Source organism: Legionella birminghamensis (genome assembly GCF_900452515.1).
In the GTDB taxonomy this organism is placed as follows: Bacteria; Pseudomonadota; Gammaproteobacteria; order Legionellales; family Legionellaceae; genus Legionella_C; species Legionella_C birminghamensis.
This window is the reverse complement of sequence record NZ_UGNW01000001.1, coordinates 1,602,391-1,623,040: the sequence shown is the minus strand read 5'-3', so window position 1 is coordinate 1,623,040 and position 20,650 is coordinate 1,602,391. Positions and strand designations below refer to the sequence as shown.

The window sequence follows — 20,650 nt, the reverse complement described above, 5'->3', positions numbered from 1 at the left end:
TGAATGTTTAATCAACTCGCTCAGCTGCCTCCCTTTGTCTTATATGTTTTTATGGCCCTGTTTACATTGTCGGTTGGCAGTGTTCTGAACATGATCATTTATCGCCTGCCGATTATGCTAAGACAGCAATGGACTGAGGAATGCGAGTGTTTATTAAACATTGAAGCATCGAAGCAGGATACGAAAATTAATCTGTTTTTACCGCGTTCATTTTGCCCCTCCTGCAAGAAAACAGTGCCTGCAATTGCCAACATCCCTCTATTCAGTTATTTTTTTCTCCGCGGGAAATGCAAATTCTGCAAGCAGCCCATTCCTTTTAAATATCCTCTCGTTGAATTTTTAACCTGCATTATTAGTCTTTATGCCACCTGGGTATTTGGATTTAACTGGTTTCTTCCGCTCATTCTTCTATTCCTGTGGATTCTGATTACCATGATCTATATCGATCTTGAACATCAGATCCTTCCCGATAATCTGACGCTCAGCTTATTGTGGCTAGGTCTTTTAGCCAATACGCAGCATTTATTTGCAGACTTGCCCAATGCCGTTTTTTCAGCTGCAGGCGCTTATCTCTTTCTCTGGATGATTATGAAGTTGTTTTATTTGGCAACAGGCAAAATCGGTATGGGAAATGGAGATTTTAAACTATTTGCAGCGCTTGGCGCATGGTTTGGCTGGATTATGCTCCCCTTGATTTTACTGGTAGCCTCGTTTAGCGGCGCGCTTGTCGGTATTATATATCTTCGAATGCATGATAAAAGCCGTGATACACCCATCCCTTTCGGGCCATTCCTTTGTCTTGCGGCAATGGTTGTATTGTTCTGGGGCAAGACAATTATTCATTGGTATCTTGGATTCTGGTTTTAATACGACCGCCGTCATTGCGAGCCCTTGGCGAAGCAGATCAGAACCCTGTCCGTGCATCGCTTCTGGATTTGCTTCGCTTTGCTCGATAAGACGGTTAAAGGACTAACCCTTGGCCCTTAACTTGGTCAAGGCCGAGAAAAACTCTGGTTTATTTAAACCCAGGGACGCGAAGATTTGAGGTACCTTATCCCAACTGTTTTCCTGATTGATACTGGCAACAATCATTTCGAAGCCTTTTTCCCGATCAGCCTCAACACCCCAGCCATTAATATAAGCCAGACCTTGCAAGCGTTTTGCCTGAATGTGATTTAATTTCTGCGCTGCAATTAAATAGGCATGGGCTTCCTCATAGAGCTGATTCATATGGCGCTCATTAATTGTACTGGCAAAAATTTTATCTTTTTCCAGTTGTTCCCTGAATTTAGCCTCATCCAGCAACTCTTTGCCTAATGTATATTGCGCTTCCGCATCATCAATTGAAGCTGCCGCCCGTAAACATTCACGAATCATTTGATCAGCAAAAGGATATTTCTTCTTCCCTCTCAGTGATTTATAAATGTCGACCAGATTTTTATATATTGCACGTTCCTTAATTAGCGCTTCTTCTGTGGGTTGAGTACTTAGACGGTTTTGCTGTAAAGCTTTTAGCTTTTTATTCAAGGACTTTATTTTATATCGTTTAAAAAAAGACATGACTACTCCTGAATTCGTTTGTGTAATTTATGAGCTCGCCAACTCATACTGAAAACATTAACCAATCAACAAAAAGAACAAGCATTATTGCCCCAATTATTAATACAAGTAATTTGCTGCTAAAGGTAACGGTTTCCAGCCGGTTTTTTGTCTGCTCTTTTTTTTCTTCTGAAGGCTCCTCCAGACCATGGATTTTGTTGTCAATTGAATTTGAGGTGATATAGGAAATATATCCGGCAATCAGACCGGGAATTAAGAACATCATAAAAATATTCCAACCGGCAGCCGCTTCACTGATTGCAAATTTTTCAACTAGCCATTGGCGGAAAGTAATTGCAAATTCAGGAACATCATAGACCCAGCTGAAAATGAGATAGGGGAAAAGGTATAACGAAAAGCAGATTAGAACCATGCCCAGGGCAAGACAAACCATTCCGATTACGAACAACTTGTTATTATATCCAAAACGACTCGGTTCCATAGCCTAATCCTCTAATCATATACTGTATATATTGAGCCGCTATCCTGTAATTTTACCAGCTTTTCGATTTGCGAAGCAGTTATTCGATAGCGCGATAATGGTGGCAAATCAGCAAGTGGGAAAAAGCCGACTTCACTAATTTCATGGCTAGCACAAAACTCCCCTTCCTCTACGCTGCAATCAAAAATACATTTATAAATGTAAGGCCAATGCGGCGGATGATCATGTTTTGCTGTATCCCATAAAGCAAGAAGTCTGTTCACCCGGCAAACCAATCCAGTTTCTTCCAGCACCTCTTTGGCGACACATTCAGAGGGCGTCATATTAACGTCTGCCCATCCGCCAGGCAAAGACCACTTACTATCCTGGGTCTCTTTCACTAGTAATAGCTGGTCATCCTTGCGGATAAATGCCCTTACATCTATTTTAGGACAGGAATAGCCAATTTCAGTCAGGAACTCTACAGATAAATGATCTGAATTCAAATCACAGAGGGGTGAAAACAACTCCGCGGCAATTCGCATTAGCTGCTGATAACGCTCAAGATCAAATTGGTCTTTACTGTACGCCAGGCCAATTTGGGCGATAGCTTGAATTTCAGTGGCAATAGCCTGCAGATTCCTTGCTTTGGGATTTGATTCTGTCATTCCTAGATATCTTGTAACTGTATGATTAAATTGAACATAGCAGAAGAACGTCCTCTTGCCAAGTTTGCCGAGTATGGATATATTCTGTAATATGGCGACAGATCGAATTTCCCAAACCAAAAGGCGCGAATAATGAAGCGGTTTGTTTTTATGATTTCTGATGGTACAGGCATTACTGCTGAAACCCTGGGCAATAGCCTAATGACCCAGTTCGAAAATATTGTGTTTGAAAAACAAACTATTCCTTATGTAGATACGCTTGAAAAAGCAGAAAATGTGGTGGAGCGTATTAATCGTTGCTACAAGGAAACTGGCGTAAAGCCCCTGCTCTTCATGACGCTTGTAAATACCGAAATTGCAAAGACCATTCGCTTGGCAGAAGGCTGTGTTTTTGATTTGTTCAATACCTTTATTGGCCCCCTTGAATCAGAACTGCATTCCAAATCATCCTACACCGTAGGCCGTACTCATGGTGTTGCCAATTCCCAATCCTACAGTAACCGAATTGAAGCTGTAGACTATGCGCTAATGCATGATGACGGTATTAAAGTGCGGGACTATGACAAAGCAGACATCATACTTGTAGGCGTATCCCGCTCTGGCAAAACACCCAGCTGCCTCTATATGGCTTTACATTTTGGCGTTTTGGCTGCAAATTACCCTTTTACGGAAGAAGATACAATCCATTATCATCTCCCGGATATATTACGGCCTTATAAAAGAAAATTATTTGGCCTAACAATTGATCCCGAACGCCTGCAACATATCCGCACCGAGCGGCGCCCAAACAGCAAATATGCGTCCGCTGAACAATGCCGTCTGGAAATTGCAGAAGTGGAGGCAATGTATAAACATGAAAATATTCCTTATCTCAATTCCACCCGATTCTCTATTGAGGAAATTGCAACGAAAATTCTTGCCGCGGCGAATATCAAGCGCAAGTTTTAAAAAACGCCGATGTCGCAACCCAACCCGCAGCACAGACCTGAGCCGAATCCCCGCGATCGCAGACCTGAGCCGAATCCCCGCAGTCGCAGACCTGAGCCGAATCCCCGCGGCTGCGACCGCGGGGTCCAATGAATCTAATTCAGAGCCCCAATTACTAAGCAGTTCATTCAATCTTTTGCTCTGGCAGGATTATAGACTTTTCTGAGCTCTGTTTTGAGCCCAGCATGGGCCCCGCGGTCGCAGCCGCGGGGATTCGGGGGCGCCACGGGGATTCGGGGGGCGCGCCGCGGGGATTCGGAGGGCGCCGCGGGGAACGAAGTTTGTCTTCGCCAGCTAAAATCACTCTGTTGTTTCTTCCCAACGATTCACCCCAGATTTTTTAACCAAAAATTCAATAAAATTACTATGCTTTGACAATTCCTCTTCACTCGCATGGTAGATGGGAATATTATGTTTTATTTCACTGATGATGGTTTCGGTTTCAATGACAATTTGCTGTTCTTCCTCAAGCTCGCTGCCAAATAGGCTGGTTTGACCACCAGTCATCGCCAGATAAACCAGAGCCAGGATTTCCGCGTCAAGAAGCGCTCCGTGCAATTGACGGTGTGAATTATCAATTTCGTATCGCTTGCAAAGTGCATCCAGACTATTTCTCTGTCCAGGATGTTTTTCCTTTGCCATTACTAATGTATCGAGAACATTGCAATATTTATTAAGTTTGTCTGGATGTTTTAGATGCATTAATTCGGCATTAATGAATCCCACGTCGAAGGGAGCATTATGAATGATAAGCTCACTATCACATATAAATTTCAGAAATTCATCGGCAATGTCTTTGAAGCGAGGCTTGTCTTGCAGAAACTCTGTACTGATACCATGAACTCGGAAAGCCCCCTCGTCTACTTCGCGATCAGGATTGATATATACATGAAAGTGATTTCCAGTTAGTTTCCGATCCAAAAGCTCGACACAACCGATTTCAATAATGCGGTGGCCTGCTTCATGGTTTATACCGGTGGTTTCTGTATCGAGGACAATTTGACGCATGAATATTCTCTCATTCTCTTATAGATTAGTTCTGTTGCAGCTCACTGATTGCGAGATTTGCCAGTTGATCAGCCAGTTCATTTTCGATATGGCCGGAATGGCCTTTAACCCAATGCCAGTTAATCTGGTGCTTTTGGGCTAATGCGTCGAGCTGCTGCCAGAGATCTGCATTTTTTACGGCTTCTTTTTTTGAGTTTTTCCAGCCGTTTTTTTTCCACTGGAAAAGCCAGCCGGTCATGCCTTGTCTGACATACTGAGAATCAGTATACAATTCAACCTGGCAAGAGCGTTTCAAAACTGCTAATGCCTGGATGGCCGCCATCAGCTCCATTCTGTTATTGGTTGTGTGATTTTCACCGCCGTATATCTTTTTTTCCTGACCTTTATAGCGCAGCAGCGCACCCCATCCGCCAGGACCGGGGTTGCCTTTGCATGCTCCATCTGTATAAATTTCAACAATCATGATTCATTCGTTTTTTAATAAAGCGGGGAGTGTAACATCATTTCAGGAATTCTGAATTCTCCCTGGGATATTTTCTGTTTTACTGCTTCAATATCGGGAGCAAAATAACGATCTGACTCGTAATGCGCAACATCATTTCTCACGCTGTTATAAAAAGTTTGCAAACTGTTTGAAGTGGCCAATGGTTTATGAAAATCCAGCCCCTGGCAAGCAGCCAACAATTCGATTGCCAAAATGGTTTTTGTATTATCCAGCATCAAATGCAATCGTCTTGCGGCATTTGTAGCCATAGAGACATGATCTTCCTGGTTAGCGGATGTCGGCAGGCTATCAACTGAATGAGGATGAGCCAGGGCCTTATTGTCACTTGCGCAGGCTGCTGCTGTAACATGGGCAATCATAAAACCGGAATTTATTCCCCCTTCCCTGACCAGATACGCTGGCAACCCGCTGAAATTTTTATCGATTAACAGAGCGATGCGCCGTTCGGAATTTGCCCCAATTTCCGCAATAGCCAGCGCCAGATTATCAGCGGCCATCGCCAAGGCTTCGCCATGAAAATTCCCGCCCGATAATATTTCATGCTCTTTGGTAAAGACCAGCGGATTATCAGTGATCGCATTAACTTCAACCGACAAGGTATCTCTGACAAAGTTCATTTGATGCAGCACAGCTCCCATAATCTGCGGTTGGCAACGCAATGAGTAGGGATCCTGTACCCGCTTGCAAGCCCGGTGTGATTCTCTGATTTCGCTGCCAGCTAATAACTCGCGATAAAGCCCTGCCACCACCCGTTGCGCCTGATGGCCGCGTACCTGATGAATACGATCGTCAAAAGGCGTGTCACTTCCCTGTGCAGCATCCAAAGACAGGCAGCCGACAATGATTGCTGCTTCAAACATCTGTACACACTGATAATAAGCCTGTAAGCATAATGCAGCAGAAACCTGCAAACCATTTAATAAAGCCAGGCCTTCTTTAGGGCCTAACTCCAAAGTACTTAATCCGGCTAAAGCAAGACCCTGCTCTGCGGGCATTTCAACATTTTGGTAGCGAACATTGCCAACACCTAATAATGGCAGGCTAAGATGAGCCAAAGGCACCAAATCGCCAGAAGCGCCGACTGACCCTTTAGCAGGGACACAAGGCCAGATCTGGTGATTATACAGGGTTATAAAGGCGTGCAGCAGCGCCGGACTGACTCCGGAATATCCCTGCGCCAGACTGTTTATCTTCAGTAAGAGGATTAAGGCGACCGTTTCATCATCCAGTAACTCACCCGTTCCACAGGCATGGGACAGGACAATGTTTCGCTGTAGTTGCTTTAGATTTTCGGTGCTTATTGTTTGGGAGGCTAAGGATCCAAAACCAGTATTAATGCCATAAACAATTTTCTCATTATAAATAACCGATTCTACTTCCCTGAATGAAGCTTCTATAAGTGAATGAGATCGATCATCAAGATTTATTGGCTGTCTGGAGGTCAAAAGCTTCCTGATTCTGGCAAGGGTTAGTTCACCAGGTAGAATATTGGCAGATTCAAACATGGGCACATTCCTCTTCCATCATTGGTAACCACAATTGGTTTTCCCGGGCACATTGTTGCGCCAGTGGATATCCTGCATCCGCATGGCGCATAACGCCGGAAGCAGGATCATTGTGCAATACTCTTTCCAGTCGACGAGCAGCCGCTTCCGTGCCATCTGCAACAATGACCATGCCAGCATGTTGTGAGAACCCCATTCCAACCCCTCCCCCATGGTGGATACTCACCCAGCTTGCCCCGCTGGCGCAATTAAGCAAGGCATTAAGTAAAGGCCAATCAGAGACCGCATCACTGCCGTCCAACATGCCTTCTGTTTCCCGATTGGGACTGGCAACAGAGCCTGAATCGAGATGATCACGACCAATGACCACAGGTGCTTTTAACTCGCCATTTCTGACCATTTCGTTAAATGCCAGACCCAATCTAGCCCTGTCTTTCAGCCCTACCCAGCAGATTCTGGCCGGTAACCCCTGAAAACTGATTTTTTCTTTAGCCATATCCAGCCAGCGGTGCAGTGACTTATTGTCTGGCAATAACTGCTTTACTTTTCTATCTGTTGCATAAATATCTTCCGGATCACCCGATAAGGCAACCCAGCGAAAAGGACCTACTCCCTCGCAAAACAGGGGCCGGATATAACTGGGAACAAAGCCAGGGATTAGAAAGGCATCGCGCACACCGCTTTCAAAGGCCATTTGACGAATATTATTTCCATAATCAAAAACAGGAATTCCCTGGTTTAGAAAATAAAGCATCGCTTTGACTTGCTCAGCCATAGATAATTTTGCCGCCTCAATAACCTCGTGCGGGTGACTGATTCTCATGGCTGCCGCTTTTTCCAATGTCCATCCCCTGGGCAAATAGCCATTCAATGGATCATGTGCACTGGTTTGATCAGTGATTAAATCCGGTTTTATACCGCGCCTTACTAACTCAGGAAAAACTTCTGCAGCATTACCTAATAAACCAACAGAAACAGGCGTATTATTAAGAGTCGACTCCTCTATCCAGGCTAAAGCTTCCTCGAGATTATCAGTGCTGCGATCCAGATAGCGGGTTTGCAGACGCTTATTGATTCGATTCAGATCGCACTCCACTGCTAGCATACTGGCTCCAGCCATCGTTGCAGCAAGTGGTTGTGCACCGCCCATGCCGCCAAGCCCTGCAGTAAGAATCCATTTTCCAGCTAAATGCCCATGATAATGTTTTTTTCCCGCAGCAACGAACGTTTCAAAAGTACCTTGGACAATGCCTTGGGAACCGATATAAATCCAGCTTCCTGCGGTCATTTGGCCGTACATCATCAAGCCTTTTTTATCCAGTTCATTGAAATGGTCCCAGTTAGCCCAATGCGGAACCAAATTTGAATTCGCAATCAATACGCGAGGCGCATCTTCATGGGTTGTAAAAATACCGACTGGTTTACCGGACTGAACTAAAAGGGTCTGGTTGGATTCCAGCTTTTTCAAGACTCTGACAATGGCATCAAAACAATCCCAGTTCCTGGCTGCTTTACCAAGTCCGCCGTATACAATCAGTGAGTCAGGCTTTTCTGCAACTTCAGGATCCAGATTGTTACACAACATTCTTAAAGCAGCTTCCGTCAACCAGTTTCTAGCCTCCAGTTCCTTTCCTGTTCTGGCTTTTACCAAACGGCCCTTTCCTAATTCCACACTCATTGTACTGCTCCCTAGTCCATCTAACGGGTGATAGCATACACCAGAGAATTGAATGCTGGAATATCTCAGAACTTATCCCATTCAGGTAAGTTCCCCAGAAAATGGTTTACAGGGTTGATCCACAGATTTGCATGCGCAAAGCTTAAATGGCCGAAGCCTCCGGGTAAAACAGCATGGTGCATATTACCCGTTTCAGGTATATGGATGAATTCCAGAGGATTAATTAAATCATCTTTGAAATTAATTGCTAAAACCTGTGCTTTAATTTTACTCAACCCAGGTGCCGGATCATAATCATAAGAGCTGTTGAATATATAATACCAGTCACTGGGATCAGAGCTGGAAATAGAATTGACTAATTGTTTGTACTCTTCCAACGCAGCGGCTCGTGTATTTGCAGCGCCGCGCAACATTTCAGCTGTGCCAAGCATGATACTGTTTAAAGGGCCTACGGTATCTCTCCATACATGAGGGACTGCCTGCAGCTTATAGTTTCCATAGCCATAAAGGATCATTGCGAATCGCAGCAAGCATCATCTCACGCCAGATAAAATTCCTGCCGCATACTTGAAGCGGCGTACTGACGATTGGAATTAATACATCGGTCGAGTCGGGATAGGTCTCTCCCCATAGCCAAGTTAACATTCCCCCCATGGACGTGCCAAGAACCAGTTTAAGATGGTTAACACCTAGGGAATCCAATACGGCTTTACTCGCAGCAATTTGATCTTTATAGCCATAAACTGGAAACTGCCCATATAAGCCATCGGATGGTTTACTGGATTGACCAGCGCCTATCCCATCTGGAATGATAATATAATACTTTTGGGCATCAAAAGGAGCGCCCTTATTAAATAGAAATGGGGCGAGAGATGACTGCAAAAATGAACTTGAATCGTTTATAGTCGCATGGAACAACATAATTGCATTCGTAATTTCGTGACGCTCATTATATTTTGGCTTTCCAAGAGTCAAATAGTGCAGTTTTAGATTCCTAAGCGTTTTCCCGCTGGTTAATCTGAAATGCTCTATTTTTAGGAAATGGCTTTTTTGCAACTCATTTGCCTGGGCTTGCATTTGTTCTGCTTCAAGGGGAAAGTAAAATAAAACCAGTGTTATGAACAGACAATATCGAACCACAATTTGCTCCTGATAAGCGAATGTTGAATTTTGTTAAACGACTATATGGATGAAAACTCATAAACTGCATGATACACTTTCCCTAATGTACGCTAAGATGACTATCGTGAACACTATTAATTACAATCATCCCCCTTCGTTAAAAGTTTTTTTTGCCACTGAGATGTGGGAGCGATATGGTTTTTATGTCGTGCAGTCGCTTCTTGCTTTATATCTGGCTCTCCACTATCGGTGGCCTGATGAGCAGGTATACTCGCTGGTCGGGTCATTTACCGCCGTTACTTATTTGTCGCCTCTCGTAGGGGGTTGGATAGCCGATCATTTACTGGGTCAAAAAAGAACAATTATGACAGGCGCTGTCTGCTTATTTTTTAGCTATCTATTACTCTCTTTTTTTTCCTCACCAACCCTATTGACGGCGGCATTATCTGGTATTGCAGTAGGTACAGGCCTTCTTAAGCCCAATATTTCCTCATTGCTTGGCAATGAATATCCCCCAAATTCGACCAGGAGAGAAAGCGGTTTTACGATTTTCTATATGGGAATTACTAGCGGCATTATTCTCGGAACAACATTGCCAAGCCAGCTAAATGAACATTTTGGTTGGGGTGTTTCCTTTTTTAGCGCTGCGCTTGGAATGATTATTTCCCTCTTCGTATTTGGGTTTGGCATCAAACTTTATAAAATAGAAGATTATCATCCCTTTGAATTTCAAATCAGTAAATTTATAAAGGCAGCGGGGATTATGCTGGGATTGTGGAGTGCTGCATTTCTGATTCTGAATTTTTCAAGTATTGCCAATGCAGCATTCGGCACAGTAGTAATTATTTCTCTCGCCTATCTGGTAACCACTATTCAACGTGAAACGGGTATCCAGGCAAGACAAACAATGGTCATAGGCCTGCTTTGCATTATTTCCGTGATGTTTTGGGCATTCTATTTTCAGATGTTTCTTTCCTTAACCCTGCTTATTTCGCGTGTTGTGGAACCACAGCTCTTTGGAATCAATTTTCCACCACCCTATTATGTAAGTATCCAAAGCTTTGGGATGCTTCTTTTTGGCTATTTTTTATCACGCAGATCGCCGCGCCTGGATTCGCTTCAGAGCGGTTTAAGTACGGGTAATAAATTTGTTATGGCAATGATTTTCATGACGCTTGCTTATGGATTAATCACCTTCGTCTGTGTAAGCGATAGTCACAGTCATTTGCTATCCCCGTGGCTATTCATCCCTGCTTATTTGCTGATTTCCATTGCCGAATTACTACTTTCACCCGTTGGTCTGTCGGCGATTACAGTATTGGCCAGCAGGCGCAAAGTAAGCACGATGATGGGTATTTTCTTCGTATCACTGGGGATCGGCGGCTTCCTTTCCGGTAAATTAGCTAATTTAACTTCGGTTGAGGGCGGCTCAGCTCTGCCTGTTTCACTTTTAAAAACCTATTATGCGCAGTCATTTACAGAACTATTGATAATCCTGCTGGTAGCGACTTTAATTTGCATTGCCCTGAATTTACTGATCCGGAAATTACTGCTCGCCAAGCCGCTTTAATGACTCGTGGTAAAATGAATAGCAGGAGCGCGAAGCTTCTGCTAAAATTAGCACCCTCTAAAATTGAAGATGAAAATTCCATGTCTGATTACCCTGCTCAGCTTAACAAGCTTCTTACCTATCTTGATGACATTCATGCGAATGATATAAAAGTCCTGGATGTCAGGCAGCAAACAACTATTACCGATTACATGATTATTACAAGTGGGCGCTCATCACGCCATGTCAAATCAATTGCTGATTTTGTTATGGAAAAAATGAAGGCGGATGGGTTTCCGGCGCTTTCCGAGAACGGCACAGAATTTGGCGATTGGGCGCTGGTGGACTTTGGTGATTATGTACTTCATGTCATGCAGCCTGATAGCCGCGCATTTTATAATCTGGAAGCCCTGTGGGAAAAATAACGCAGCCAAATGTTTAAAATAACGATTATTGCCTGTGGCAATAAAATGCCATCATGGGTTAACGAAGGTGTGAAGGAATACGCCAAACGCCTGAAAGAAGCCACCAGTTTAAACCTGGTAGAAATACCATTAGGCAAACGAAGCAGGCCCAGTGATCTTGCAAGAATGATGGAAAAAGAGGCCGAATCAATTCTGTCGGCTATTCCTTCCTCCTCACATGTCATTGCACTGGCTATCGACGGCAAACAATATAGCAGCGAAACACTGGCCGCAAAAATTGAGAATCTGCAGATGGTTAACAGCCATGTCTGCTTTATTATTGGCGGACCGGAGGGGCTCAGTGCTCAGGTTCTTGAGCGAGCTAATGAGCATTGGTCGCTTTCACTTTTAACGCTTCCACATCCTCTGGTCAGAATCATTTTGCTTGAGAGTCTCTATCGCGCATGGTCAATTATTAATAATCACCCTTATCACAAGTGAGTAATTGAGGTAAGATACCTGCCTTCCAGTGCTTGAGCCAATGTTAAAAGATGCGATTTAATCAATCAGTAAAAAATGACCGTATCGAATCACGAATGCATCTTTTTCGCCTGAATCTTTTAATTGCACTAGTCATCTGTTTTAGCATCATTCTTATTTCCCGTCTGGCTTATTTACAATTATCCCAATTCAAACGTTATGAAACGCTTTCCCTGAAAAATCAGATGAGTATTATTCCGATTGCACCTCCCAGGGGCATCATTCTTGATAAAAATGGAGTCGTTCTTGCAGAAAATGTGCCTGTTTATGTATTGGAAATTATTCCAGAGCGCGTCAAAAATATGCAAACAACTTTAAAGCAGCTGCAAGCGCTGCTTCCCTCCATTTCAGACGATGATGTGGAAAGTTTTAAAAAGGCGAGAGCGCAGAATCGCTCTTTTGTGCCCATTCCTATTAAATTGAAGTTGACTCAGGACGAAGTGGCTTTATTTGCAACGCATCAGCATCAGTTTGACGGGGTGAGTATCAAGGCCAGATTGATGCGCTATTATCCTTTGGGAGAAGTAACCGCTCATCTCTTAGGTTATGTGGGCCGCATCAATGTCCAGGAATTACAGCATGTTGATCCAACTAATTATCGGGCAACCAATTTTATCGGTAAATCCGGTATTGAAAAATATTATGAATCGCTTCTTCATGGCCAGGTAGGCTATCAGCAGGTTGAAACCGATGTAAGCGGGCGTACCCTTAGAGTAGTCAGCAAACAAAATCCTATTTCAGGTGAAAAATTGTACCTTACCATTGACACCCGTCTCCAGCAGGTTGCTTATGAGGCATTAAAAGACAAGCGCGGGGCAGTCGTGGCGATTGATCCACATAACGGCGATATTCTGGCAATGGTCAGTTCACCCAGCTATGATCCCAATTTATTTGTAAATGGCATTCGCTCTGAGGATTATAAAAGACTGTCCGATGCCAAAGACAGGCCTTTATATAATCGGGCAGTCAGAGGCTTGTATCCACCGGCCTCCACCATTAAACCCTTTATTGCCCTCGCAGGATTGGAAAAAGGGGTCGTGGATACCAATTATAGTGTTTACGACCCAGGCTGGTTTAAACTACCCGGTGTGAGCCATTCCTATCGGGACTGGAAAAAAACAGGGCATGGCATTATTAACATTAAACGAGCCATTACAGTTTCCTGTGATACCTATTTTTATCAGCTGGGTCATCGCATGGGTATTGCCTCAATTGAAGATATGCTGATTCAGTTTGGCTACGGCCAACTCACCCATGTTGATTTACATGAGGAAGCTCCCGGCCTTGTTCCCAATAATCGGTGGAAACGGCGAAGCAAAGGGCTGCCCTGGTATCCCGGAGATACCTTAATTACAGCGATTGGCCAGGGATTTATGCTTGCATCCCCTCTTCAAATGGCTAATGCCACTGCAGCAATGAGCCAAAAGGGCATTCGCTTCCGCCCTCATTTAATGGCAAAATCCATTCAAAGTGATAATGAGGAGGTTCATCCTTACACACCGCTCGAGGAATATCCCATTAAATTAAAAGATGATAATTACTGGAATATTATTGCAGAAGCGATGCACTCGGTTATTACGAATAATGAAGGCACGGGTTATCGGTTTGGGCGTAATGCCCCCTATTCTGTTGCAGCGAAGACAGGCACCGCGCAAGTGTTCAGTTTGCCGCAAAATGAAAAAAAACGATTGGGAGAAATACCAGAATATTTGCGTGATCACTCGCTGTTTATTGCCTTTGCCCCGGTAGAAAACCCGGAAATTGCTATTGCCGTCATGGTGGAAAATGATACAGCCGCATCAGGGGTCGCCAGAAAAGTTCTTGATGCCTATTTTCAACTTAAAAACGGGAAAGAACCCTCATGAATACGAACACGATGCGTCCAGTTTACCGTTTTACTTCCAAATCCCTGCATGTTGACTGGCCATTACTGGTGTTGATTCTATCTATTGTTATGTTTGGCATGATTATTCTTTACAGCGCATCGAATCAGAATATGAGTATGATTATGCGCCAGGGCATGCGTTTGTTTTTTGCTTTTGCCATAATGCTTGTTTTTGCAGCAATCCCGCCTCATAAATATAAAATATGGACGCCCTGGATTTACTGCACCGGATTAGCACTCCTACTTGCTGTTATGGTGATGGGTAAAATTGGCAAAGGCGCGCAGCGCTGGCTTGATCTGGGTGTATTTCGCTTCCAACCGTCTGAAATCATGAAACTGGCAATCCCAATGATGACGGCCTGGTATCTTGATCGAAAACCCGTGCCCATCGACATTAAAACCCTGATAATTGCTTCAATAATGATCTTTTTCCCCGCTCTGTTAATTGCCAAACAACCCGATCTTGGAACCGCGATTATGGTTGTCTCTGCCGGCTTGAGCGCAATCTTTCTGGCAGGGATACGGCTTCGCATTATAGTGCTTGCCGGAGTCCTGATTGGCTGTGCAGCACCCTTGCTCTGGCATGTGATGCATGATTATCAAAAGCAGCGAATATTCACCCTGTTAAATCCCGAGCAAGATCCTCTGGGCTCTGGCTATCATATTATTCAATCCAAAATTGCGATAGGCTCGGGAGGATTGTTCGGGAAAGGCTGGCTTGAAGGGAGCCAATCGCATTTAAATTTCCTGCCGGAACATGCGACTGACTTTATTTTCGCTGTTTGCGGTGAAGAGTTCGGTTTTGTTGGCAGCCTGGTGCTTATTGTTTTATTTATCCTGGTTTCATTTCGCGGCCTGCAAATTGCCATACAAGCCCAGACAAGCTATACACGCCTCCTGGCGGCAAGCCTTGCGATGACATTTTTCCTCTCCGCCTTCGTAAATATTGGCATGGTGATGGGGATTCTTCCTGTCGTTGGGATCCCCCTGCCCTTAGTCAGTTATGGCGGCACCGCAATGGTTACCTTTTTAGCCGGCTTTGGAATTTTAATGTCGATTAGCACACATCGTATCTTGTTTAATAATATACGGTGAAATCAGATCTGAATCCCCGTGGTCAAGCGCATGAGAGTTAAAAGCTATCGAATCCCCGCGGCTTCGACCGCGGGGCCAACACGAATTCATTTTAATGCTAAGAACACTTGTTTATGACGACCTGTTAAACCCTATTTTTTTGCAACATTAAAACTTATCTGAGGATCATGCTTACTTTAACAGGCATGGGCCCCGCGGTCGCTGCCGCGGGGATTCGGGGGGGGTATACCGCGGGGATTCGGGGGATACCGCGGGGATTCGGAGGTATAGTCGGGTTTCGATATTTAGCGTTTAACTTATATCTGCAGCCTCAACCGGTGCATAGGAACGCCTATGGATAGGACAGGGGCCCATTTTTTCCAGCGCATTACGATGCATCTCTGTTGCATAGCCTTTATGAACTGCAAAACCATAGCCGGGGTATAGGCTATCTAACTCAACCATTTCCCGATCGCGGGCAACCTTCGCTAAAATAGAGGCTGCCCCAATTTCATAAATCAACAGATCGCCCTTGACGACTGTTTCACACGGTATGGAAATTAAGGGGCGGTGCCTGCCATCGATTAATACTTTATCCGGCAGAACCTTCAATGCTTCAACAGCCCTCTTCATTGCCAGTAAAGTCGCATGATGAATATTAATACGGTCAATTTCACTAACCTCTGCACGGCCATAAGCGAAACAAATGGCATGTTCCTGAATTTTCTTTGCCAAATCCTCGCGCTTTGCAGGAGTCAGCTTTTTCGAGTCAGTGATCCCCTCAATGGGATGCCTGAGGATAACAGCAGCCGTCACAACCGGACCTGCCAATGGACCGCGCCCTACCTCATCTACACCGGCGATATACATAATCATCATATTCTTATTATTGACCAGGAGGCAGATAATACCCTTTTAAAATTGATTTATCATCCAGGAAATGCGATCATAGCTGTAAATTTATTACCAGTTTTGATGTTGTATGCGAGTTTTAAAATGTGCTGTTATTGGTGTTGGTTATTTAGGCCGCTTCCACGCCCAAAAATATAAGCTGCTGCCTAATGTCGAATTGCTTGCTGTCTGTGATGCCAATCCATCTGTTTGCGAATCGGTTGCCAATGAACTGGACGTTCAGGCCTGCCACAATTATCAGGAGTTATTTGGAAAGGTCGATGCTGTCAGTATTGCTGCCACAACCAATCAGCATTTTGATATCGCCAAAGATTTTATACAGCAAGGTATTCACGTCTTGATTGAAAAGCCAATCACCGAAACGGTTGAACAGGCTGATGAATTGATCAGTCTGGCCGCCCATCATCGGGTCAAATTGCAGGTAGGCCATCTCGAGCGCTTCAATTCTGCCCGCCTGGCCCTGGACGAATACCTTGAGCATCCTTTGTTTATTGAATCCCAGCGTCTTGCGCCTTTCAATCCACGTGGAACCGATGTCAATGTTATCCTTGATTTGATGATTCACGATATAGACATCATTCAGTCTATTGTCAGCAGCCCGATTATTCATATTGACGCCCAGGGCGCACCGGTACTGTCCCGATCAATTGATATCGCCAATGCCCGCATCACTTTTGCCAATCAATGTGTTGCCAATGTCACCGCCAGCCGTATTAGCTTCAAAACGGAGCGCAAAACCAGAATTTTTCAACGCGACTCCTATTTATCCATTGACTATCACAATAAACAATTTGCCTTGTTCAAAAAAGGCGATGGCGAAATGTTTCCCGGCATCCCGGATATAACCCGGCATGAATCCGTTTTTGAAAAAAGCGATGCCCTGCTCGAAGAAATCAGAGCATTCATTTCCTGTATCCTCAGCGACAGCAAACCGCTGGTTAGCGGCCAGGAAGGGCGAGATGCCTTATCGACAGCAGCGACGATTACCAGTCTGATTCAAAGTAATCTGGTTAGTCGCCATGCCTACATTTAAAAAAATTGCAATCATCGCCGGAGAGGAATCCGGCGATGCGCATGCCGCAGAACTGGTTCGTCATCTATTAAAACATGACGGCTCATTACAATTCAGTGGTATCGGTGGTCGACACATGCAGGAAGCCGGCGTCCATCTGGTCAGCGATCTGGCCCGTTATGCAGTAACCGGACTAACTGAAGTTATAAAACACTTACGCGTCATCAGAAAAGCATTCAAGACCATTCAGGCACACCTTGAAGATACCAAGCCAGATCTATTAATACTGGTTGACTATCCCGGCTTCAACTTAAGGCTAGCCAAATTCGCAAAAAATAAGCTTAACATTCGAATTATTTATTATATCAGTCCCCAGATCTGGGCCTGGAAACCACAGCGTATCAATACTATTAAATCCTGCGTGGATAAAATGGCTGTCATCCTGCCTTTCGAGAAAGCAGTCTACCAGCAGGCAAAGGTTCCTGTCTCTTTTGTCGGTCATCCACTGGTTAAGAAAATTCCCCAATTTGATGATCTTGCCTCAGTACGAAAAACGCTGGGTTTACCTCTGGATCGTAAACTGGTTGCCCTGTTACCCGGAAGCAGGCAAAACGAAATCCATCATCATATGCCGGTTTTTGTAAAAACCATCCTGCAATTAAATGCAACAAGAAATGATTTACATTTTGTTATCCCGATAGCCAAAACATTAAAACCAGAATTGCTCAGGCATTATGTCAAAACGGAGATCCCCAATATCAGCTTTTTACAGGGCAACTCGCTCGAGGCCGCTGCTTCCAGTGATTGTACAATAGTCGCCTCAGGTACTGCTTCCCTTGAAACCGCACTGCTCGAGAAGCCTATGTGCATTGTTTATAAAGGCAATCTGTTATCTTACATTGTTGCTATGAAAGTCATCCGAGTTAAATACTTTGGCCTTTGTAATCTGCTATCCAATAAAATGGTCGCCCCAGAACTATTGCAATATGATTTCAATGCGTTTGAGCTTGGAAAAATGATTGAAAATTTACTTGGCGACCAGGCATTTGTCAGGCGAATGCTTAAGCAATTGAATGAGATGAAAACCTCTCTTTCTGGCGAAGCAGCCGATGAATCCATTGAGTCTCTGGTATGCAAAGAGCTGGATTTGTGAACATCCCCAGTTTGCAATTTGCTCCTTTTATGTCTAGTCTTTACTTGTTACAATAGTTAAATAGTTATTCATATCAGGGAGAGAACCATGAATAAAGATATTTTTGAAGGAAAATGGGAAGAAGTAAAAGGCAAGATGAAACAAGCCTGGGGTAAACTAACTGACGATGACCTGGATGTTATTGAGGGTAATCAGCAGGAATTATTTGGAAAACTGCAAAAACACTATGGCTATACCAAAGAACAGGCTGAAGATGCAATTAAAAAATTCAGAAAAGACTACGAAGACAATTACTAGACAGCAGATGCCTGACATCTGTCAGGCATCTTTCAATTCTTATTTTTTTCTTGAAGGTTTACCCGGTTTCCCCGATTTAACAGATTCCCCTACAGTCGTTTTAGGATGTTTTTTGGCATAAGCCTCAGAAACATATTGACCAGTTTGTGCATCTCTGTATCTTTTGTTCATTTGCTAACTCCCTTTAAGTAGCTATTTATAATATAGAATAGGTTTAAAATTTATCCAGTTCGAGGTTAAATTTGCTATAAAATTAGAGTTACACACAGTTCTCTATACTAAGGAGAGACGGTTTTAACGAATAAACGGACTTTTTATGCGAAAATGGATTATTTTTTTATTATTCTTCATTATTCTTGCTCTGGTTTTCTCTACTTTACTGAACTAAAGCAGCTCATTAAACTGGTGCAGGAAATGCATCCAATCTGGTTTTTAGTGGCACTGTGTTTGCAGTTTGGCACTTATCTGCTATTGGCGGGGGTGTGGTGGTGGGGACTATGGTGGTTGGTGAGCGTATAGGTATCTACACAAATGTTCACGTCCGAATTCCCACGGCTGCGACCATCCGAATCCCCGCGGCTGCGACCGCGGGGCCCACACGAAGCCAATTTAATGTTAAGCACACTTGTTCATGACTACCTGTTAAATCTTATTTTTTGGCAACATTGAAACTTGTCTGAGGAGCATGCTACTTCAACAGGCATGGGCCCCGCGGTCGGTGCCGCGGGGATTCGGGGATACCGCGGGGATACCGCGGGGATTCGGGGGATACCGCGGGGATTCGGGGGATACCGCGGGGATTCGGGGGATATCGCGGGGATTCGAAGTGGAAAAACATTTATGTAGATACCTATGGAGTCCCCAATGAAGGTAATAGCACAAAAAGTATATTTCCTTTACTATCTATAACGTTTGGCTGAAAATCACTAAAAAAGGAATTAATAATGAAAAATGCTTTTGAACCGCCAAAAACGGTTAAGGAATTAGTTGAACGCTTACATAAACCATCTTCTGCAATGGAACGCCGAATTCTGTCGCATCTTGCATCCGTTATGTTGGACAGATTTGCTTCATCCTCCTCTACATCTATGGATGCTTCCCGCGTTCTGACTGATCCCCACAAAATTACCATTTTCTAGCCAACTCCTGTTCAATAAGATTTGGTAAGTTTTCATGGTCAATAACGAGCTCATGTATCTTGTCAAATTCAACCATCAATTGTCCTAAATAGAAGTAAGAGAATACCTTTTTATCCCTGACGGTATTAGCCTGAAAAACCCTTTGATAATTTTGGCTATGGGCAATCACGCCTATTATCCAAAACATCAGCTGAACAATAGCAGCCAATAACATTTTGACACCCCAGCGATAAATGCTTTTAGTGCTTGCATAGCGAGCTGACAAACCAAATTGATGGCTTTTAACGTCACGAAATGATTGTTCTATTTGCATTCTTTTAGAATAATAGTTCACTACTTTGGTGGCGTTAAAAGTCTCTTTAGGTAAATTCGTTGCCAATATCCATGGCTCTCGTGCCAAACGTCGGTAATGATTAGAGCCGGCTTTATCATTCCTTGGAACTCGACTCAGATTTCTTTTTTCCCCAGGACTACGTTGTGTGGTGATAACGCGACATGCACGATTATGGTCTTTCATGATAAAGGCTTGATTGTAACTTTTCGTTTTCTCCGATATTTGGGGGACGAAGTCTTTTACTGTAGTCCATTCTTCATCAGCGCCAAGTTTTAGCATTTTTCCTTGTCTAATCCGAGTTAACCAGAACCAGCCCAATGACTCTATTGCTTTAAGCCAGTCTTCACCAAATCCTGCGTCCATAATAAAAATGACGGTTTTGTTCTTTGGAATACAGGGCATTAATCCCTGTAAAAAAGAGTGCGCTCGTCCAGATAATCCCCCGGAGCGAAACACTTCTCGATACAGGGGAATGCTTCTGCCTTTAAGCGCAATTTCTGCACTTAACATTTGAATATCATGATCATCTTTTAAATAACAAAGATCGATTAACACAGGAACATCTTCTTGAAAAGCAAGGTATTGAAATAGAAAGCTGGAAAGACCTGTATAAATTGCGCCGATTTCTTCATAAAGGTGCTTGTTCCCCTCAAGGCGATCCACTTTTTTAATTTTATGCTTTAATGAAATGTCGCCAGATAATCCTTTTCCTATCGCTGTTAGAGATAGGTTTTGCTTCTTCTGAAGAGAGCAAGCCACATCCATAACCGCCTGTAAACGTTTACCATGGATAAAAGGGCACTCTTCCATCAAATGAGTATGTAAAATATCAATAGCTTCCATCATTCATCCCAACCT

Annotated in this window: 24 protein-coding genes; 12 read left to right on the top strand and 12 right to left on the bottom strand. The window is 43.8% G+C overall.

The genetic code is table 11. The features are described from left to right. Nucleotides 1–3: 3 nt before the first annotated feature. A complete protein-coding gene (locus DYH42_RS06865; protein WP_058524096.1) occupies nt 4–867 on the top strand; it encodes a prepilin peptidase in 864 nt (287 codons plus the stop codon). Nucleotides 868–969: 102 nt separating this feature from the next. Here DYH42_RS06865 and DYH42_RS06860 read toward each other — a convergent pair whose 3' ends face one another. Genes DYH42_RS06860 through DYH42_RS06850 form a run of 3 tightly spaced genes read right to left on the bottom strand, consistent with a single transcriptional unit; the run spans nt 970 to nt 2,688 of the window. Further along, complete coding sequence (locus DYH42_RS06860) at nt 970–1,560, bottom strand: SEL1-like repeat protein (RefSeq protein ID WP_058524095.1); 591 nt, start codon at nt 1,558–1,560, stop codon at nt 970–972. 43 nt (nt 1,561–1,603) lie between these two features. Continuing rightward, nucleotides 1,604–2,041 carry a hypothetical protein gene (locus DYH42_RS06855; RefSeq protein ID WP_058524094.1) on the bottom strand — a complete coding sequence of 146 codons (438 nt, stop codon included), beginning with the start codon at nt 2,039–2,041 and terminating at the stop codon, nt 1,604–1,606. Between the two features lie 11 nt (nt 2,042–2,052). Beyond that, nucleotides 2,053–2,688: an NUDIX hydrolase gene (locus DYH42_RS06850; protein WP_058524093.1), complete on the bottom strand. Its 636-nt coding sequence runs from the start codon at nt 2,686–2,688 to the stop codon at nt 2,053–2,055. 132 nt (nt 2,689–2,820) lie between these two features. On the opposite strand from DYH42_RS06850, the gene ppsR reads away from it, so the two are divergent. Then, on the top strand, nt 2,821–3,636 hold the full coding sequence (gene ppsR, locus DYH42_RS06845; protein WP_058524092.1) for a posphoenolpyruvate synthetase regulatory kinase/phosphorylase PpsR: 816 nt from the start codon (nt 2,821–2,823) through the stop codon (nt 3,634–3,636). 339 nt (nt 3,637–3,975) lie between these two features. Here ppsR and dnaQ read toward each other — a convergent pair whose 3' ends face one another. The 6 genes from dnaQ to DYH42_RS06810 form a co-directional block, all read right to left on the bottom strand. Beyond that, nucleotides 3,976–4,683, bottom strand: coding sequence for a DNA polymerase III subunit epsilon (dnaQ, locus tag DYH42_RS06835; protein WP_058524090.1), 708 nt, complete (start codon nt 4,681–4,683; stop codon nt 3,976–3,978). 25 nt (nt 4,684–4,708) lie between these two features. Further along, nucleotides 4,709–5,146, bottom strand: coding sequence for a ribonuclease HI (gene rnhA, locus DYH42_RS06830; RefSeq protein WP_058524089.1), 438 nt, complete (start codon nt 5,144–5,146; stop codon nt 4,709–4,711). Between the two features lie 14 nt (nt 5,147–5,160). After that, entirely contained in the window at nt 5,161–6,693 is a 1,533-nt protein-coding gene (hutH, locus tag DYH42_RS06825; protein WP_058524088.1) for a histidine ammonia-lyase, read from the bottom strand. Beyond that, entirely contained in the window at nt 6,686–8,371 is a 1,686-nt protein-coding gene (gene hutU, locus DYH42_RS06820; protein WP_058524087.1) for a urocanate hydratase, read from the bottom strand. Before hutU ends, hutH begins: the two co-directional genes overlap by 8 nt. Nucleotides 8,372–8,436: 65 nt before the next feature. Continuing rightward, on the bottom strand, nt 8,437–8,886 hold the full coding sequence (locus DYH42_RS06815) for an alpha/beta hydrolase family protein (protein ID WP_058524086.1): 450 nt from the start codon (nt 8,884–8,886) through the stop codon (nt 8,437–8,439). Then, a complete protein-coding gene (locus tag DYH42_RS06810; RefSeq protein ID WP_058524085.1) occupies nt 8,858–9,511 on the bottom strand; it encodes an alpha/beta fold hydrolase in 654 nt (217 codons plus the stop codon). The genes DYH42_RS06815 and DYH42_RS06810 overlap by 29 nt, the downstream gene beginning before the upstream one ends. A gap of 97 nt (nt 9,512–9,608) precedes the next feature. Here DYH42_RS06810 and DYH42_RS06805 point away from each other — a divergent pair, with 97 nt between their 5' ends. The 5 genes from DYH42_RS06805 to rodA all read left to right on the top strand — a co-directional run bounded on the left by DYH42_RS06805 (nt 9,609) and on the right by rodA (nt 14,966). Then, the gene (locus DYH42_RS06805) at nt 9,609–11,063 is read left to right on the top strand and encodes a peptide MFS transporter (RefSeq protein WP_065232828.1); all 1,455 of its coding nucleotides are present in this window, start codon (nt 9,609–9,611) and stop codon (nt 11,061–11,063) included. Between the two features lie 80 nt (nt 11,064–11,143). Next, complete coding sequence (gene rsfS, locus DYH42_RS06800; RefSeq protein WP_058524191.1) at nt 11,144–11,467, top strand: ribosome silencing factor; 324 nt, start codon at nt 11,144–11,146, stop codon at nt 11,465–11,467. Between the two features lie 9 nt (nt 11,468–11,476). Further along, nucleotides 11,477–11,947 carry a 23S rRNA (pseudouridine(1915)-N(3))-methyltransferase RlmH gene (gene rlmH, locus DYH42_RS06795; protein ID WP_058524084.1) on the top strand — a complete coding sequence of 157 codons (471 nt, stop codon included), beginning with the start codon at nt 11,477–11,479 and terminating at the stop codon, nt 11,945–11,947. A 50-nt stretch (nt 11,948–11,997) separates the two neighbouring features. Next, on the top strand, nt 11,998–13,851 hold the full coding sequence (gene mrdA, locus DYH42_RS06790) for a penicillin-binding protein 2 (protein WP_058524083.1): 1,854 nt from the start codon (nt 11,998–12,000) through the stop codon (nt 13,849–13,851). Further along, nucleotides 13,848–14,966, top strand: a complete 1,119-nt coding sequence (rodA, locus tag DYH42_RS06785) for a rod shape-determining protein RodA (protein ID WP_058524082.1) — start codon at nt 13,848–13,850, stop codon at nt 14,964–14,966. The genes mrdA and rodA overlap by 4 nt, the downstream gene beginning before the upstream one ends. A gap of 291 nt (nt 14,967–15,257) precedes the next feature. On the opposite strand, the gene rnhB is transcribed toward rodA, so the two are convergent. After that, on the bottom strand, nt 15,258–15,815 hold the full coding sequence (gene rnhB / locus DYH42_RS06780) for a ribonuclease HII (RefSeq protein ID WP_058524190.1): 558 nt from the start codon (nt 15,813–15,815) through the stop codon (nt 15,258–15,260). A 112-nt stretch (nt 15,816–15,927) separates the two neighbouring features. On the opposite strand from rnhB, the gene DYH42_RS06775 reads away from it, so the two are divergent. The 3 genes from DYH42_RS06775 to DYH42_RS06765 all read left to right on the top strand — a co-directional run bounded on the left by DYH42_RS06775 (nt 15,928) and on the right by DYH42_RS06765 (nt 18,319). Beyond that, a complete protein-coding gene (locus DYH42_RS06775; protein ID WP_058524081.1) occupies nt 15,928–16,890 on the top strand; it encodes a Gfo/Idh/MocA family protein in 963 nt (320 codons plus the stop codon). Beyond that, entirely contained in the window at nt 16,877–18,022 is a 1,146-nt protein-coding gene (lpxB, locus tag DYH42_RS06770; protein ID WP_058524080.1) for a lipid-A-disaccharide synthase, read from the top strand. The genes DYH42_RS06775 and lpxB overlap by 14 nt, the downstream gene beginning before the upstream one ends. An 87-nt stretch (nt 18,023–18,109) precedes the next feature. Further along, nucleotides 18,110–18,319 (top strand): CsbD family protein, encoded by a 210-nt coding sequence (locus tag DYH42_RS06765; RefSeq protein ID WP_058524079.1) that lies wholly within the window; start codon nt 18,110–18,112, stop codon nt 18,317–18,319. 39 nt (nt 18,320–18,358) lie between these two features. Here the strand turns inward: DYH42_RS06765 and DYH42_RS06760 are convergent, their stop codons facing one another. Then, nucleotides 18,359–18,490 carry a hypothetical protein gene (locus tag DYH42_RS06760; RefSeq protein WP_058524078.1) on the bottom strand — a complete coding sequence of 44 codons (132 nt, stop codon included), beginning with the start codon at nt 18,488–18,490 and terminating at the stop codon, nt 18,359–18,361. A 153-nt stretch (nt 18,491–18,643) separates the two neighbouring features. Between DYH42_RS06760 and DYH42_RS16450 the strand changes: the two genes are divergently transcribed. Both DYH42_RS16450 and DYH42_RS06755 read left to right on the top strand, forming a co-directional pair. Beyond that, nucleotides 18,644–18,838 (top strand): hypothetical protein, encoded by a 195-nt coding sequence (locus DYH42_RS16450; RefSeq protein WP_131793021.1) that lies wholly within the window; start codon nt 18,644–18,646, stop codon nt 18,836–18,838. Nucleotides 18,839–19,263: 425 nt separating this feature from the next. After that, nucleotides 19,264–19,458 (top strand): hypothetical protein, encoded by a 195-nt coding sequence (locus tag DYH42_RS06755; protein ID WP_058524077.1) that lies wholly within the window; start codon nt 19,264–19,266, stop codon nt 19,456–19,458. Here DYH42_RS06755 and DYH42_RS06750 read toward each other — a convergent pair. After that, nucleotides 19,445–20,638: an IS4 family transposase gene (locus DYH42_RS06750; RefSeq protein ID WP_115316979.1), complete on the bottom strand. Its 1,194-nt coding sequence runs from the start codon at nt 20,636–20,638 to the stop codon at nt 19,445–19,447. The two genes, DYH42_RS06755 and DYH42_RS06750, sit on opposite strands and share 14 nt — an antisense overlap. Nucleotides 20,639–20,650 lie beyond the last annotated feature (12 nt).

What these genes read in the sequence shown, in the direction of transcription:
- lpxB (WP_058524080.1), top strand. Translation starts at nt 16,877, where the DNA reads ATGCCTACATTTAAAAAAATTGCAATCATCGCCGGAGAGGAATCCGGC.
- hutU (WP_058524087.1), bottom strand. Translation starts at nt 8,371, where the DNA reads ATGAGTGTGGAATTAGGAAAGGGCCGTTTGGTAAAAGCCAGAACAGGA.
- dnaQ (WP_058524090.1), bottom strand. Translation starts at nt 4,683, where the DNA reads ATGCGTCAAATTGTCCTCGATACAGAAACCACCGGTATAAACCATGAA.
- rlmH (WP_058524084.1), top strand. Translation starts at nt 11,477, where the DNA reads ATGTTTAAAATAACGATTATTGCCTGTGGCAATAAAATGCCATCATGG.
- DYH42_RS06805 (WP_065232828.1), top strand. Translation starts at nt 9,609, where the DNA reads ATGACTATCGTGAACACTATTAATTACAATCATCCCCCTTCGTTAAAA.
- DYH42_RS06855 (WP_058524094.1), bottom strand. Translation starts at nt 2,041, where the DNA reads ATGGAACCGAGTCGTTTTGGATATAATAACAAGTTGTTCGTAATCGGA.
- DYH42_RS06865 (WP_058524096.1), top strand. Translation starts at nt 4, where the DNA reads ATGTTTAATCAACTCGCTCAGCTGCCTCCCTTTGTCTTATATGTTTTT.
- mrdA (WP_058524083.1), top strand. Translation starts at nt 11,998, where the DNA reads ATGCGATTTAATCAATCAGTAAAAAATGACCGTATCGAATCACGAATG.
- DYH42_RS06755 (WP_058524077.1), top strand. Translation starts at nt 19,264, where the DNA reads ATGAAAAATGCTTTTGAACCGCCAAAAACGGTTAAGGAATTAGTTGAA.
- DYH42_RS06775 (WP_058524081.1), top strand. Translation starts at nt 15,928, where the DNA reads ATGCGAGTTTTAAAATGTGCTGTTATTGGTGTTGGTTATTTAGGCCGC.
- DYH42_RS06860 (WP_058524095.1), bottom strand. Translation starts at nt 1,560, where the DNA reads ATGTCTTTTTTTAAACGATATAAAATAAAGTCCTTGAATAAAAAGCTA.
- rnhA (WP_058524089.1), bottom strand. Translation starts at nt 5,146, where the DNA reads ATGATTGTTGAAATTTATACAGATGGAGCATGCAAAGGCAACCCCGGT.
- rsfS (WP_058524191.1), top strand. Translation starts at nt 11,144, where the DNA reads ATGTCTGATTACCCTGCTCAGCTTAACAAGCTTCTTACCTATCTTGAT.
- ppsR (WP_058524092.1), top strand. Translation starts at nt 2,821, where the DNA reads ATGAAGCGGTTTGTTTTTATGATTTCTGATGGTACAGGCATTACTGCT.
- hutH (WP_058524088.1), bottom strand. Translation starts at nt 6,693, where the DNA reads ATGTTTGAATCTGCCAATATTCTACCTGGTGAACTAACCCTTGCCAGA.
- DYH42_RS16450 (WP_131793021.1), top strand. Translation starts at nt 18,644, where the DNA reads ATGGATTATTTTTTTATTATTCTTCATTATTCTTGCTCTGGTTTTCTC.
- DYH42_RS06760 (WP_058524078.1), bottom strand. Translation starts at nt 18,490, where the DNA reads ATGAACAAAAGATACAGAGATGCACAAACTGGTCAATATGTTTCTGAG.
- DYH42_RS06850 (WP_058524093.1), bottom strand. Translation starts at nt 2,688, where the DNA reads ATGACAGAATCAAATCCCAAAGCAAGGAATCTGCAGGCTATTGCCACT.
- DYH42_RS06765 (WP_058524079.1), top strand. Translation starts at nt 18,110, where the DNA reads ATGAATAAAGATATTTTTGAAGGAAAATGGGAAGAAGTAAAAGGCAAG.
- DYH42_RS06815 (WP_058524086.1), bottom strand. Translation starts at nt 8,886, where the DNA reads ATGATCCTTTATGGCTATGGAAACTATAAGCTGCAGGCAGTCCCTCAT.
- rodA (WP_058524082.1), top strand. Translation starts at nt 13,848, where the DNA reads ATGAATACGAACACGATGCGTCCAGTTTACCGTTTTACTTCCAAATCC.
- rnhB (WP_058524190.1), bottom strand. Translation starts at nt 15,815, where the DNA reads ATGTATATCGCCGGTGTAGATGAGGTAGGGCGCGGTCCATTGGCAGGT.
- DYH42_RS06750 (WP_115316979.1), bottom strand. Translation starts at nt 20,638, where the DNA reads ATGATGGAAGCTATTGATATTTTACATACTCATTTGATGGAAGAGTGC.